Source organism: Variovorax sp. Soil_C_17 (assembly GCF_057657265.1).
In genome coordinates this window covers 563561-577237 of sequence record NZ_JBDGIT010000001.1, presented here as the reverse complement: position 1 = coordinate 577237, position 13677 = coordinate 563561, and the positions used below count along the sequence as shown (strand labels likewise).

General features: G+C 70.1%; 15 protein-coding genes. 8 read left to right on the top strand and 7 right to left on the bottom strand.

Annotation, left to right across the window (positions count from 1 at the left end):
- The first annotated feature begins 9 nt into the window (after positions 1 to 9).
- The gene (locus AC3A6Y_RS02690) at positions 10 to 1302 is read left to right on the top strand and encodes an extracellular catalytic domain type 1 short-chain-length polyhydroxyalkanoate depolymerase (RefSeq protein ID WP_487866682.1); all 1293 of its coding nucleotides are present in this window, start codon (positions 10 to 12) and stop codon (positions 1300 to 1302) included.
- A gap of 9 nt (positions 1303 to 1311) precedes the next feature.
- Here AC3A6Y_RS02690 and AC3A6Y_RS02685 read toward each other — a convergent pair whose 3' ends face one another.
- Entirely contained in the window at positions 1312 to 2388 is a 1077-nt protein-coding gene (locus AC3A6Y_RS02685; RefSeq protein WP_487866681.1) for a pirin family protein, read from the bottom strand.
- A gap of 274 nt (positions 2389 to 2662) precedes the next feature.
- Here AC3A6Y_RS02685 and AC3A6Y_RS02680 point away from each other — a divergent pair, with 274 nt between their 5' ends.
- Positions 2663 to 2983: a hypothetical protein gene (locus AC3A6Y_RS02680; RefSeq protein ID WP_487866680.1), complete on the top strand. Its 321-nt coding sequence runs from the start codon at positions 2663 to 2665 to the stop codon at positions 2981 to 2983.
- Positions 2984 to 3082: 99 nt separating this feature from the next.
- Positions 3083 to 3319, top strand: coding sequence for a hypothetical protein (locus tag AC3A6Y_RS02675; RefSeq protein ID WP_487866679.1), 237 nt, complete (start codon positions 3083 to 3085; stop codon positions 3317 to 3319).
- Between the two features lie 121 nt (positions 3320 to 3440).
- Here AC3A6Y_RS02675 and AC3A6Y_RS02670 read toward each other — a convergent pair whose 3' ends face one another.
- From AC3A6Y_RS02670 to AC3A6Y_RS02660, 3 genes are all read right to left on the bottom strand, one after another.
- On the bottom strand, positions 3441 to 3680 hold the full coding sequence (locus AC3A6Y_RS02670; RefSeq protein ID WP_487866678.1) for a hypothetical protein: 240 nt from the start codon (positions 3678 to 3680) through the stop codon (positions 3441 to 3443).
- Between the two features lie 98 nt (positions 3681 to 3778).
- Positions 3779 to 4258 carry an FKBP-type peptidyl-prolyl cis-trans isomerase gene (locus tag AC3A6Y_RS02665; protein ID WP_487866677.1) on the bottom strand — a complete coding sequence of 160 codons (480 nt, stop codon included), beginning with the start codon at positions 4256 to 4258 and terminating at the stop codon, positions 3779 to 3781.
- A gap of 122 nt (positions 4259 to 4380) precedes the next feature.
- Positions 4381 to 5139, bottom strand: a complete 759-nt coding sequence (locus AC3A6Y_RS02660; protein ID WP_487866676.1) for an SDR family oxidoreductase — start codon at positions 5137 to 5139, stop codon at positions 4381 to 4383.
- A 135-nt stretch (positions 5140 to 5274) separates the two neighbouring features.
- Here AC3A6Y_RS02660 and AC3A6Y_RS02655 point away from each other — a divergent pair, with 135 nt between their 5' ends.
- Together AC3A6Y_RS02655 and AC3A6Y_RS02650 are read left to right on the top strand one after the other, a co-directional pair.
- Positions 5275 to 6183, top strand: a complete 909-nt coding sequence (locus tag AC3A6Y_RS02655) for a LysR family transcriptional regulator (RefSeq protein ID WP_487866675.1) — start codon at positions 5275 to 5277, stop codon at positions 6181 to 6183.
- A gap of 104 nt (positions 6184 to 6287) precedes the next feature.
- Entirely contained in the window at positions 6288 to 7427 is a 1140-nt protein-coding gene (locus AC3A6Y_RS02650) for a YihY/virulence factor BrkB family protein (RefSeq protein ID WP_487866674.1), read from the top strand.
- Positions 7428 to 7463: 36 nt separating this feature from the next.
- Here the strand turns inward: AC3A6Y_RS02650 and AC3A6Y_RS02645 are convergent, their stop codons facing one another.
- Complete coding sequence (locus AC3A6Y_RS02645; RefSeq protein ID WP_487866673.1) at positions 7464 to 8465, bottom strand: SDR family oxidoreductase; 1002 nt, start codon at positions 8463 to 8465, stop codon at positions 7464 to 7466.
- Between the two features lie 201 nt (positions 8466 to 8666).
- On the opposite strand from AC3A6Y_RS02645, the gene AC3A6Y_RS02640 reads away from it, so the two are divergent.
- Positions 8667 to 9962 carry an Nramp family divalent metal transporter gene (locus tag AC3A6Y_RS02640; RefSeq protein ID WP_487866672.1) on the top strand — a complete coding sequence of 432 codons (1296 nt, stop codon included), beginning with the start codon at positions 8667 to 8669 and terminating at the stop codon, positions 9960 to 9962.
- A 4-nt stretch (positions 9963 to 9966) separates the two neighbouring features.
- Here the strand turns inward: AC3A6Y_RS02640 and AC3A6Y_RS02635 are convergent, their stop codons facing one another.
- A complete protein-coding gene (locus tag AC3A6Y_RS02635; protein WP_487866671.1) occupies positions 9967 to 10470 on the bottom strand; it encodes a CinA family protein in 504 nt (167 codons plus the stop codon).
- A gap of 138 nt (positions 10471 to 10608) precedes the next feature.
- On the opposite strand from AC3A6Y_RS02635, the gene AC3A6Y_RS02630 reads away from it, so the two are divergent.
- Positions 10609 to 12957 carry a helicase C-terminal domain-containing protein gene (locus AC3A6Y_RS02630; RefSeq protein ID WP_487866670.1) on the top strand — a complete coding sequence of 783 codons (2349 nt, stop codon included), beginning with the start codon at positions 10609 to 10611 and terminating at the stop codon, positions 12955 to 12957.
- On the opposite strand, the gene AC3A6Y_RS02625 is transcribed toward AC3A6Y_RS02630, so the two are convergent.
- Entirely contained in the window at positions 12926 to 13132 is a 207-nt protein-coding gene (locus tag AC3A6Y_RS02625; RefSeq protein WP_487866669.1) for a hypothetical protein, read from the bottom strand. The genes AC3A6Y_RS02630 and AC3A6Y_RS02625 overlap by 32 nt on opposite strands.
- A 227-nt stretch (positions 13133 to 13359) precedes the next feature.
- On the opposite strand from AC3A6Y_RS02625, the gene AC3A6Y_RS02620 reads away from it, so the two are divergent.
- Complete coding sequence (locus AC3A6Y_RS02620; protein ID WP_106556102.1) at positions 13360 to 13614, top strand: hypothetical protein; 255 nt, start codon at positions 13360 to 13362, stop codon at positions 13612 to 13614.
- Positions 13615 to 13677: the final 63 nt, after the last annotated feature.

Below are 13677 nucleotides of genomic sequence, written 5' to 3'. Positions count from 1 at the left end.
ACGGTGACCATGGTCTTCACGCTGACGCGCTGCATCGTCATCGCCCTCTTCGGGCTGCTCGTGCTGGCCGGCACATGGCGGCCCGTCCAGGCCGGCACCACCAGCGCCTTCACCCTGCCCCCCCAGAGCTACTCCGGCTCGCGCGAGCGTCAGTACAAGGTCTACGTGCCCGACGGCATCGCCACCCCGGCGCCGATGGTCATGGCACTGCACGGCTGCCAGCAGACGCACGACGACGTGCTGCGCGACTGGGGCCTCACGGCCGCGGCCGACCGCTTCGGCTTCATCCTGGTCGCGCCCTTCATCACCAGCTACGACGGGCTGCGCAACACCAACTGCTGGGGCTTCTGGCTGGACCAGCACCGCCACCAGGGCCGCGGGGAGCCCGAGGACCTGCACCAGATTGCGCGGCAGGTGGAGGCGCGCTTCGGCACCGACCCGCGCAGGCGCTACGTCACCGGCCTTTCCTCGGGCGCGGCGATGGCGGTGGTGCTCTCGGTCACGCACAACGAGTACTTTGCCGCGGCGGCCAGCGCCTCGGGGCTGCCCTACGGCGAGGACGCGGCTTCGGTGTCCTTCTCGGGCTGCCCCGGCAACGCGACGTTCCACGCGGTGAGCCGGGTGGTCGCCGACATGCGGCGCGAACGCAACGAAAGCCAAGCAATCCCGCTGCTGGTGCTGCAGAACAACCAGGACTGCACCGTGGTCCAGCCCGCCGGCCGCAACCTGCGCGATGCGCAGCTGCAGCTCAACGGCGATGCCGCGCACGACACGCCGGCCGAGGCGCTGGCGGGGCAGCGGCCCTGCACGCCGATCAACGGGCCGGACTACGGGTGCCAGCAAAGCTTCTACACCGTCGATGCGCAGCCCGGCAGCCGCTCGCTGGTGGAGACCGTGTTCTACAGCGGGCCCACCGCCACGCCCGCCCCGGGCGACACCGATCACGGCCACTACTGGATCGGCGGGCAGGCGGGCCGCGACGGGAACTGGGCCTTGCAGCGCGGGCCGAGCTATCCGGACATCGTGTGGGATTTCTTCTCGCGCCATGCGGCCGATACCGGCGGCCCTGCGCCGCCGCCTCCACCGCCGCCGCCGCCGAGCTGCACCAGCGTGGTCGCCGCACCCGGCGCGCATGTGGGCGCGGGGCGCGCCACCTTGGGCGGATTCTTCAACCTGCGCGCGATCAGCACGGGCGACCTGCGCGACATCGGCTTCGCCTGGGACTACTTCTTCACCAGCGTCGCCCTCCACCAGGGCGCGGACGGGCGCTGGTTCGTGCAGCCGCCGGCCGGCTGCGGCTGAATTGCAGGCTCAGCCGCGCGCGGCTGCGCCGGCCGCGGCTTGCTCGGGCCGCTCTTCGCGCCCGTCCGGGTGCCGCGCAAAGCGCGTCGGGCTGCGTCCATGCACCGGGGCGATGTCGCCCCAGGGCCAGCCGCCGAACTGCGTGCTGCGGTAGTCGGCCATGGCCTGCGCGATCTCGGCCTGCGTGTTCATCACGAAGGGGCCGTATTGCGCCACCGGCTCGCCGATGGGGCGGCCCTGCAGCACCAGGAATTCGCTCTCCTCGTCGCCGTTGATCAGTTCCACCCGCGCGTCCGCGCGCAGTTCGATCGCGGCATGATGGTCGACCTGCTGCCCCGCCACGCGGACCGAGCGGCCCTTGAAGAAGTACAGCGTGCGCCGCGTGCCCTTGCCGGTCGCGGCCGGCAGCACCCAGCAGGCCTGCGGCTCCATCTTCACGGTCCAGATGGCCAGGTCCGCATCGGGCTGCGCGGCCCAGGAATCGGGCGGCGGCGCCAGCGGACCGCCGGCGCCCGGCTCGCCCTCGATCGGCGCGATGCGTCCGGCAATGCTCGCCACCTCGGTCGAGCGGCCCTCGGCGTCCAGCGCGGTGAAGCGCGGGATGTCCTCGGCCCAGAACATCGTGAAATGCGGCTGCGCCATCTTGTTGCGTGCCGGCAAATTGAGCCAGATCTGGAACAGCTCCAGCGGATTGGGCGCTCCCTTGTCGAGCAGCGGGAACATCTCCGCATGCACGATGCCGCGCCCGGCGGTGAGCCATTGCACGTCGCCCCCGCCGAAGCGCGCCGTGGCGCCCAGCGAATCGGAATGGTCGATCAGGCCCTTGCGCACCAGGGTCACGGTCTCGAAGCCGCGGTGCGGATGGCCCGGAAAGCCCGGCACCGTCGTGCCGTGGTACATGCTCCAGCCGTCCTTGCGGCTGAAGTCCTGGCCCAGGTCGCGCCCGGCCAGCGGGGCCTCGGGGCCCATTTGCGCGTTGGCGCGCGGGTAGGCGTCGTCGTGATAGGCGCAGAAGAGGAAGGGATCGATGGTCTTCCAGGGGAAGCCCAGGGCTTCGATGCGGACGATGGGGCTGGGGGTGCTCATGATGTTTTTCCTGCTGGACAGAGGCTCATTCTGTTCCGATCGATTCAATGGAAAGTGGTTCGCTCCAGATGGGGACGATGCGGCCCGGGTGAAGTGCCGGCCGCAGGACGCTGTCGCCCCGGCATCGCAACGATCTACGGGCGGATTGCGCTTCTGTTCGACGAATGGGCCGCGGCAGTACGGGCCCACAATTCCGGCGCGTACCAGCGCCTCCAGGCCCCGACACGGCAGGCAGCGGCGAAGAGACCGCCGCGATTCCCACGAGAACAACGACATGGACCAGCAGCCACAGCAGAGTTTCCCGGACCGACGCCATGGCGATGGCGGCATTCCGACCTGCACCATGCGCACCCAGCCCCTGCCGCTCGCGTCGGCGGCACGTCGGCGTCCGGCGCGAAGCCGTCTGACGCGCTTCGCGGTGCCGTTCCTGGCCGTCTTCGCGTATTACGCGCTGGGCGTCTGCACCTTCGCGGTGATGGCCGCGGGCAGCGTGCCCGGCGGCGGCGACGTGCCGCAGCTGGCGTGGTATGCCACCCAGGTCACCAGCCCGATCGCCCTGGCGGTTGCGCTGGCGGCCGGGCGCTGGTGGGTCTGACACTCAACCCGGACGGCTTCCCGTCCCGGCAACGGCGCCTTCCTACAGTGCGGCGGAAGCGCCGGGGACTACCTTGGCATCAGCAAGGAGTCACGCATCATGCCCATCGCCACGCCGCCCCCGGACTTCGATCCCACCATCGTGCCGCCAACGCACAGAGAGCCCACCCAGGCCGAAACCTGGGAGACAGGGATCGCAACGGACCCGGCCATGCAGGCCGAGGCGCCCGCGAGGGACGAGAAGCGGGTCGCCGACCTCGTGAAGCTCTGGCCCGTGGACCGGAGGGCGTCGTTTCTGCTGATCCAGCCGGACATCGCGGGCGAGGGAGCGCGGTGATGGCCGCCCTCCTCGCCGTGCGCTATCTGTGGCTGCGCTGCGTGCGGACGACGCAGGTGCGGACGCAGTGAGGGCGCCCGTGCCCGCTCGGGCGATGCGCAATCACGCGAACCGCAGGCCCTCAAGACCAGGGCAAGTCGCCGGCGCGCTTGCGCTCGACCCGCGCCGCGCCCCAGACCACATGCAGCCGCCGGCCCTGTCGCGACAGGCTGCCGGCGACTTCCTCGATCACGTGGAGGCGGCGCGCCTCGCCGCCGGGCACATCGAGCTCCCAGATCTGCAATGAGCCATCCGGCCGTTCCTCCACGGTGATGGAGAAGCGGCCATGGCCATCGCGGTATTTGAGGGTGCGGCAGTACATCGGCTTTAGCAGAGCGGCGCCAATGGGTAACCGCGGGAATGCGAAAGTTCCGTCGCCCGGCTGTTCCCGGGCCGACGATCCTGCCGGCTCGTTCGGCCTCAGTGGTGGTGCCCGTGCTCCCCATGCACGTGGCGATGCGAGATCTCCTCCGCCGTCGCGGTGCGCACGCCGGTCACGGTCAGGCTGAACTTGAGCGACTTGCCGGCCAGCGGGTGGTTGCCATCGAGGATCACCTGCGGGCCCTTGATCTTCACCACGTTGAAGACCTGCGGCTGGCCCTGGTCGTCGCGGCCCTCGAGCTGGCCGCCGACCTTCACGCCGGGCGGGAAGTCCGCCTTGGAGATGGTGCGCATCAACGATTCGTCGCGCTCGCCGAAGGCGTCGCCGGGCGCCAGGTGCAGCGTGGCCTGGAAGCCCGTTTCCTTGCCTTCCAGCGCGGCCTCGATCTTGGGGAAGGTGTTGTCGTAGCCGCCATGGAGATAGACCATGGGGTCGCGGCTTTCGTCGATGAGCTTGTTGGTGCTGGCGTCGGCGACCTTGTAGCGCAGGGTGACGACGGTGTCTTTCTGGATTTTCATGGGGGAAGAGGGCTGGACTGTCGGGAGCGGGATTTTCGGTCAGATCGCGGGGCTGCCTCTTCGACACGGCCGCTGCCCCCACCCCAGCCCTTTTCCAGTTGGGGGAGGGCGCCGAAGACCGCTCAGAACTCCTGCGACACCGGCCGCAGCACTACCTCGTTGATGTCCACGTTTTCCGGCTGCTCGACCGCATAGACCACGGCGCGCGCCACGGAATCCGCGGGGATCTGGTTCGCGTCGTAGAAGGCTTTCACGCCCGCGGCGCTCTCCGCATCGCTGCTGCCGAACTTGAGCTCGGACTCCACCGCGCCCGGCGACACGATGGTCACCCGCACGCCGCTGTTGCCGACTTCCACGCGCAAGCCCTCGGAGATCGCCCGCACCGCATGCTTGGTGGCGCTGTACACCGTGCCGATCGGCGTGAACACCTTGAGCCCCGCAATCGAGGCCACGTTGACGATGTGCCCGCTGCCCTGCGCCTGCATGCGCGGCAGCACGGCGGCGATGCCGTAGAGCACGCCCTTGATGTTCACGTCGATGGTGCGGTCCCACTCGTCGACCCGGAGCCGGGCCAGGGGCGACAGCGGCATCACGCCCGCGTTGTTGACCAGCACGTCGATGCGGCCGAAGGCCTCGACGGTGGCGGCCGCCAGCTTCTCGAGGTCGGCGCGCCTGGCCACGTCGGTGGCGACGGCGATCGCTTCGCCGCCGGCTTCGCGGATCTCGGCGACCAGCTGCCCGAGCCGGTCGGTGCGTCGCGCCGCCAGGACCAGCTTCGCGCCGCGTGCGGCCAGATGGCGCGCGGTCGATTCGCCGAGCCCGCTGCTCGCGCCGGTGACGATGGCCACCTTGCCGCGAATGTTGTCTTGAACGGATGTCATGGAAGCTTCCTTTCGAGGAGGGGTTGAGGAGGAGTGACGTGAGTGTGAAAAATCCTGGCGTTCCCGTAAATGAAACTCCGGCGCGTTCAGAATTCGCATTTCCGGAACACTCCGATCTTGAGAAAGCCGCGCTCCATGTCCAACCGCCTCGAAGCCCTGCGCGTCTTCTGCACCGCCGCCGACGCGGCCAACTTCCGCGATGCGGCGATCCGCCTGTCGGTCTCGCCCCAGGTGGTGACGCGCGCGGTGCGCGAGCTCGAGGAAGAACTGGGCGAGCCGCTGTTCCACCGCAGCACCCGCGGCGTGCAGCTCACCGATTTCGGGCGCGCCCTGGCCGAGCGCGCGCGCACCGCGGTGGGCGGCGTGGATGCGCTCTTCCACCGCACCGACCGCCGCGCGCTCTCGCAGCACGCGGGCACGGTGCGCGTGACCGCGCCCAGCGTGCTCGGCCGCCGCTGGATACCGCAGGCGCTGGCGCCGATGCTGGCCGGGCATCCCGGGCTGGTGCTGGACCTGCGCCTGTCGGAGCAGCTGGCCGACGCGGTGAGCCAGCAGATCGACGTCGGCGTGCGCGTGGGCGGCCAGCCGGGCGGCCGCTTCGTGGCGCGCACGGTGGAGCGCATGGCGCTGATGGTGGTGGCGGCGCCGGCGCTGGTCGCGCGCACCGGCGTGCCGCGCAGCGTCGACGAGCTCCAGCGCCTGCCGCTGACGGCGCTGGTCGATCGCGATTCCGGCCGACTTTGGCCCTGGTCCTTCAGCCGCAAGCGGCAGATGCCGGTGTCCGCACCGGCCTTCGTCACCGACGACACCGATGCCGAATGCACCGCCGTGCTGGCCGGCCTGGGCTTCGGCCAGCTGGTGGCGCCGCTGGCCGAGCCGTGGCTGCAGACGGGGCAGTTGGTGTCGGTGCTCGAGGCCGAGGCGCCCGAGCCCTGGCCGGTGCATGTATGGCGGGCGCAGCGCGCGCCGGTGCCGGCGCGCGTGCGGCTGGTGTACGACGCGCTGGTGAGCGCGCTCGGCGGCGGGGCGAGGCCGGCGCGGTGATGGCGACGCGCAGGTGGGGCGCGCGCCTACTCGAACTTGCAAGCTTGCCGCATGGCGGCGGGGCCGGCGCGGAAGACATTGGCCTCAGCACCTGCGAGGCCGCCATGAATCCCAAGAAGCTCTACGCACTCTGCCGCCAGTCCGTCGTCGCGTGGGTCGACGACTATGCGCCGAGCATGGGCGCCGCGATCTCCTACTACACGATCTTCTCGCTCGCTCCGCTGCTGGTGATCGTGATCGCGATCGCAGGCGCGCTGTTCGGGCGCGAGGCGGCGCAGGGCCGCATCGTGGCGCAGATTTCGGGGCTGGTCGGGCAAGAGGGCGCGGTCGCCGTCGAGTCGATGCTGCGCAGCGTGAGCGAACCCGACAAGGGCCTGATCGCGGGGCTGGTCAGTGCCGTGGTGCTGCTGGTCGGCGCCACCACCGTCTTCGCGGAGCTGCAGAGCGCGCTCGACCGCATCTGGCACGTTCCGGAGCGCGAGAAGCCCTCGGGCATCTGGGCGGTGCTGCGCGCGCGATTGCTGTCCTTCGGGCTGATCCTGGGCCTGGCCTTCCTGCTGATGGTGTCGCTGGTGGTGAGCGCCGCGCTGGCGGCCTTCGGCAGCTGGTTCGGCGGGCTGATGCCGGGCTGGGAACTGCTGCTGCAGGGACTCAACGTGCTGATCTCGCTGGGCATCGTGACGCTCCTCTTCGCGCTGATCTACAAGCTGATGCCGACCGCGCGCATCGCCTGGCGCGACGTGTGGATCGGCGCCCTGGTGACCGCCGTGCTCTTCGAGCTGGGCAAGCTGGGCATCGGGCTGTACCTGGGCAAGAGCGGCGTGAACGAGTCCTTTGCCGCGGCGGGATCGCTGGTGCTGCTGGTGGCATGGGTGTACTACGCGGCGCAGATCTTCTTGCTCGGGGCGGAGTTCACCAAGGTCTATGCCGGTGCGCACGGGTCGACCTCGGGCGCCAAGGCGGTGGCTGCCACGGAGGCTTCCGCGAAGGAAGCGGACGCCGGAACGGACCGCGTCGAGGCCGGGGGCGCGACGGCGGCCGCGACGGCACCGCCGGCCGACTACTCGGGCATCGGACGTACGGCGCGCGCCCAGGAGGAGATCGATCGACGCGTGGATCGCGCCACCGCGACGCTCCTGCGGCAGATGCTGTGGCTCGGTGTGCTCACGCTCGGCAACGTGCTGGCGGAGCGCTGGACGAAGCGCCAGCGCAAGCTCGGCAGGCGCCGCGCCGCGCGCCATTGAAGCGCGCAGCGCATCGGCGCGGCAGGGGCGCCGGCGCTACACGGCGCCCACGCTGCCGGTGACCGGCAGCACGATGCCCGTGATGTAGCTCGCGCACGAAGGTGCGGCCAGGAACACGTACGCCGGCGACAACTCCTCGGGCTGTGCGGGCCGCTTCATGTCCGTCTGCTTGCCGAAGTGCTGCACCTCTTCAGCCGAGCGGTCCGCCGGATTGAGCGGCGTCCACACCGGGCCCGGCGCCACCGCGTTGACGCGAATGCCCTTGTCCAGCAGGTTGCTGGCGAGCGACTTCGTGAACGCATGGATCGCGCCCTTGGTGGTCGAGTAGTCCAGCAGATGCGCGCTGCCCTCGAGCCCGGTCACCGAGCCGGTGTTGATGATCGAACCGCCGCGCGGCAGGTGCGGCACCGCGGCGCGCGCCATCTGGAAGTAGCCGTAGATGTTGGTCTTGAAGGTGAGGTCCAGCCGCTCGTCCGTGATGTCCTCGATGCTCACCGCGTGCAACTGGAATGCGGCGTTATTGACAAGGATGTCGAGCTTGCCGAACGCCTCGACGGTTTCCTTCACTGCGCGCCGGCAGAAGTCCGGATCGCGCACGTCGCCGGGGATCAGCACGCAGTGCCGGCCCTCCTCGTGGATGCAGCGGCGCGTCTCCTCGGCATCGACCTGCTCGTCCTCGAGGTAGACGATGGCCACGTCCGCACCCTCGCGTGCATAGAGCAGCGCCACCGCGCGTCCGATGCCGGAGTCGCCGCCCGTCACCAGCGCGACCATGCCGTCGAGCTTGCCGCTGCCCAGGTAGCCCGAAGCCTGGAAGCGCGGCTGCAGGTCCATGTCGGCTTCGATGCCGGGTTTCTTCAGGTGCTGGGCCGGCATCGGGTTTTCGGGTTCCGGGCGGTGGCCGGCCTGCACGGGCTTCTTGCTGGGCTTGGCGTCGCCCGCCTTGCGGTCCTTGGCGTCCTGCTCGCGCTGCACCTTGCGCTGCTGCTCGGCGACCTCGCTGGTGTCGGAGGTGGGGGTGTCCCGGTTCGAAGGCATGAAATGGCTCCTGCTGATGAAGATGAAGGGGTGAAATTCACCGTAGCCAGTCCGGGAGAAGCCTCATGTCGTCCGATGCCGCATCGCCCTTGCAGATTCGATGACGTCCCACAGCGGGATGCGGCCGGCGCCTATCCGGCCCTCGATGCGGCCCGGCGACCTTGCGCCATCGCCTGCACCCCGCCGTTCACGAAAAGCGCCATGAGCACCCCTCCCCTCAGCGTTGCCAGCAGCACCCGCAAAGGCCGGGAGCGATGGTGGAAGCGGCTGGGACCGGGCCTCATCACAGGCGCAGCAGACGACGACCCGAGCGGCATCGCCACCTATTCGCAGGCCGGCGCGCAGCTGGGCTACGCCGCCGGCTGGACGCTGCTTTTCACCTATCCGCTGATGGTGGGCATCCAGCTCGCCAGCGCGCGCATCGGCCGCGTCACCGGCAGGAGCCTGGTCGGGAACTTCGCGCAGTTCTGCCCGCGCTGGCTGGTGGGCGCGCTGGTGCTGCTGCTGCTGACCGCCAACGTCATCAACCTCGGAGCCGATCTCAACGCGATGGGGGCCGCCGCCGCGCTGGTGCTGCCGGGCAGCGCAGCCTGGTATGTGCTGGGCTTCGGGCTGGTGTCCTTGCTCCTGCAGGTCTTCCTGCCCTACGAGCGCTATGTGCGCGTGCTCAAGTGGCTGACGCTCTCGCTCTTCGCGTACGTGGCGGTGGTGTTCGCGGTCGACGTGGACTGGGCCGCGGCGCTGAAGGGCACCTTCATGCCGTCCATCGAATGGAACAAGGACTACGTGACGACGGTGGTCGCGATCCTGGGCACCACCATCAGTCCCTACCTCTTCTTCTGGCAAGCCGCGCAGGAGGTGGAGGAAATCAAGCGCGTGCCGCGCGACCAGCCGCTGCGCGTCGCGCCCGAGCAGGCTCGCGGCCAGCTGCGGCGGCTGCGCATCGACACGGCGGTCGGCATGGGCTTCTCCAACCTGGTGGCTTTCTTCATGATCGTCGCGACGGCCGCCACGCTGCATGCCCACGGCATCACCGATATCGAGACCACCGAGCAGGCGGCCGAGGCCTTGCGCCCCATTGCGGGCGAGGCCGCCTTCCTGCTGTTCGCGCTCGGCATCGTCGGCACCGGCCTGCTGGCCCTGCCCGTGCTCGCGGGTTCGGCGGCGGATGCGGTGGCCTGCTACTTCCATGTGCGCAGCGGCCTGGACCTGTCGCTGGCCGAGGGCCGCAGCTTCTACGGCATCCTGGCCGCCGCCATGGTCATCGGCCTGGCCATCGGGCTGTCGGGGGTGAATCCGATCTCGGCGCTGTACTGGTCGGCGGTGATCAACGCCGTCATCTCGGTGCCGGTGATGGTGGCCGTGATGATCGCGGCCACCAGCCACAAGGTGATGGGGGCGATGGTGCTGCCGCTCAAGTGGAAGCTGCTGGGCTGGCTGGCCACCGCCGCGATGGCGGCGGCTGCGCTGGCGCTGTTCGTCGTCTCGGTGGGCTGAAGCATCAGCTTTTGAAGCGGCGGTGGTAGTGCGCGAGGCGCTGGAGCGCATAGTCCGCGGCGGCTTCGCGGATCGTGTTGCGATCTCCGTGGAAGCGCTTCGTTTCGGTGAAGCTCTGCGTGCGGTTGCCGTCCCGGAAGGCCCAGGCGAAGCACTGGGTGCCGGCCGGGATGGCGGAGTCGGTGTCGTCCGCCACCCCGGTATTGGAGATCGCCACGTTGGCGCTGCTGTGCGAGAGGGCGCCGCGCGCCATCTCCAGCGCCACCGGTTCGCTGGTGAGGTTGAAGCGCTCCAGCGTCGTCTGCCGGACGCCGAGGTGGCGGTGCTTGGCCTTCGGGTCGTACACCACGAAGGCCGACTCGAGCACTTTGCCCGCGCCCGGCGCCGAGGCCAGGCGCGAGGCGATCAGTCCCGCGGTGCAGGACTCGGCGGTCACCAGCACCAGGCCATGTTCCTGCAGGTACTGCGCTGCGGCCTGGCCGGCGCCGTTGCCGTCGGTACTCGCCATGATGGTCTCTCCTGAAGTGTCCTGATCGAGGGAGTCACCACGCTAGAAGCGCCGCCGGCAGGGTGTGTCCGTGGTGCGCGAGGGCTGCTGTAGGACGAGGCTTTGAACGGCGGTCACTGTATATTCATCCAGATTGCCATGTCCGCCGATCCTTCTTCTTCTTCGCCCGCCGAGCCGGCGACCGGCGCCGAACTCGCGGTCTCCGTCAAGACCCTGTGCGCCTTCGCCGCCCGGGCCGGCGACCTGGACCTGCGCTTCGTGCCCGCACCCAGCGCGCAGGAAGGCGTGGCCGGCCACCGCCTGGTGCAGGGCCGGCGCGGCGCGGACTACGAAAGCGAGCTGGGCCTGCGTTCGCGCTTCGGCTGTCTGCAGGTGCGCGGCCGGGCCGACGGCTACGACCCGCAGCGCCGCCGGCTGGAGGAGATCAAGACCTTCCGCGGCGACTTCGAGGCGATTCGCGCGAACCACCGCGCGCTGCACTGGGCGCAGGCGCGCTGCTACGCGTGGATGCTGTGCGAGGCGCGCGGCCTGGACGGCCTCGAGGTCGCGCTGGTCTACCTGGACCTGGGCCCGGACGAAGAGCATGTGCTCGCCGAGACGATGACGCGAGAGGCCCTGCGTGCGCATTTCGAGACCCTCTGCGGCCGCTACCTGGACTGGGCCGAACAGGAGGCCGCGCACCGCGCGGCCCGCGATGCCGCGCTGGAAGCGCTGGCCTTCCCGCACGCGGGCTTCAGGCCCGGTCAACGCGAGCTGGCCCGGGCGGTCTACCGCTCGGCCGTCGCCGAACGCTGCCTCCTTGCGCAGGCGCCCACCGGCATCGGCAAGACCGTTGCCACCCTCTTCCCATTGCTCAAGGCCGGGCTCCGGCAGCGCATCGACAAGCTCTTCTTCCTCACGGCCAAGACCTCGGGCCGCGCGGTCGCGCTGGAAGGCTTGCGGCTGCTGCGCGACGGCGGGGGCCGGCCGCTGCGCGTGCTGGAACTGGCGGCGCGCGAGAAGGTCTGCGAGCACCCGGACAAGGCCTGCCACGGCGAGTCCTGCCCGCTGGCGCGCGGCTTCTACGACCGCCTGCCCGCCGCGCGTGCCGAGGCCGTGGACGCGGCCTGGCTGGATCGCGCCTCGCTGCGCCGCATCGCGCTGGCGCACGAGGTCTGCCCCTACTTCCTCGCGCAGGAGCTGGCGCGCTGGAGCGACGCCATCGTCGGCGACTACAACTACTACTTCGACGCCAGCGCCTTCCTGTGGGCGCTGACGCAGGAGGAAGGATGGCGCGCGGCCGTGCTGGTCGACGAGGCGCACAACCTGCTGGATCGGGCGCGGGGCATGTACAGCGCGCAGCTCGATGCGGCGGCGCTCGGCGCGGTGCGCCGCCAGGCGCCTCCGCTGATCAAGAAGGCGCTGGGCAAGCTGCAGCGCGAGTGGCGGCGGCAGCAGCAGACGCAGCTCGAGGCCTACCGCGCCTCGGACGGCATCCCCGCCGGATTCGCGCGGGCCTTGCAGGAGGCGGTGGTCAGCCTCGGCGACCACTTCGCGGCGCAGCCGCAAGACGCGCAGGGCGCGCTGCAGCAGTGCTTCTTCGACCTGGTGCAGTTCGCGCGACTGGCCGAGTCTTTCGGGGAGCACTCGGTCTTCGAGTCCATGCTGGAAGAAGACGGCCATCGCGAGGCGCTCGCCATCCGCAACCTGGTGCCCGCGCCCTTCCTTCGCGGGCGCTTCGCCGGCAGCCTCAGCAGTACCTGCTTTTCCGGGACGCTGGCGCCGTTTTCCTTCTACGGCGACATGCTGGGGCTGCCGGAGGACACGGCCACGCTGGACGTGGGCTCGCCCTTCCGCAGCGAGCAGCTGAAGGTGCACATCGCGATGGATGTCTCGACGCGCTTTCGCGATCGCACGCGTTCGCTGGAGCGCCTGGTCGGCATCATCGCCGCGCAGTATGCGCAGCAGCCGGGCAACTACCTGGCCTTCTTCAGCAGCTTCGAATATTTGGGCAGTGCCTACGAGGCCTTTGCCCGGCGCCATCCCGAGGTGCCGGCCTGGGCGCAGGCCCGAGGCATGCACGAGTCCGAGCGCGAGGCCTTCGTGGCGCGTTTCGCGCCGGGCGGGCGCGGCATCGGCTTCGCGGTGCTGGGCGGCGCCTTCGGCGAGGGCATCGACCTGCCCGGCGACCGGCTGGTCGGCGCCTTCGTCGCCAGCCTGGGGCTGCCGCAGCACAACGCGGCCAACGAACGCATGCGCGAACGCATGCAGGCGCTGTTCGGCGAGGGCTATGCCTACACCTATGTGTATCCGGGCTTGCAGAAGGTGGTGCAGGCGGCCGGGCGCGTCATTCGCACGGAGCAGGACGCGGGAGTGCTCTACCTGCTCGACGATCGCTTCGCCCGGCACGATATTCGTGCGCTGCTGCCCGCCTGGTGGCGGGTGCAGCCGCTGGAAGTCTGCGCAGGTTCCCGGGTTACTGCGCCTCTTCCTTCTTCTTCGGCGTGATGACCTTGTCCACGGTGACCGAGACCGGGTCGCTGGCCGGGAAGGATTCCTCGACGCCGTTGTCCAGCGCCTGCTCGCTCGGCTCTTCCTTCACCGGCTTGTGATGCTCGACCGGGGCGTCGTGCTTCTCCGAGGTCGGGAAGGGGAAGGGATCGGTCGGTGTGGTGCTGCTCATGCGGCCTCCTCGTGGTCGGGAGATCCAAGCTAGGGCCCGCGGCGGCACGGCCCTGTAGGAAGCCGCGCCAAGGCCCTGCCGAGATTCGCCCCGCGACCGCGCGCGCGAATTCGCCTACGGCGCCCCGGACTGCCGGACTGCGCCGAATGCACGGTGCGGGTTGCAGGCTGGTCGCACCGATCGATTTCGATCACGTGACGATCCATGAACCCTGAAAGGAGATGTCGATGACCGACACCACCACCCCGCTCCCCGCGCCCCTCGGACCGCTCGGAGAGAACGAGGCCCGCCTCGGCGACCGCGGCGCCGCCTCGGGCCGCAACATCGAGCAGAACCGCGCGCTGGGCCAGGACGATCCGCTGCACGGCAGCCGCATGGGACGCCGCCTGTACGACGGCACGGGCCAGCCCGGCATTCCCGACATCGGCACCGATGCGGCCCAGCTCGAGGAAGCGGAGCGCATGGCGCGCGACAAACGCTGAATTGCCCGGCTTGCCGCTGCGCCGGAGCGCTCTGACGCACAGAGCCTCCCCGCGCCTACCTTC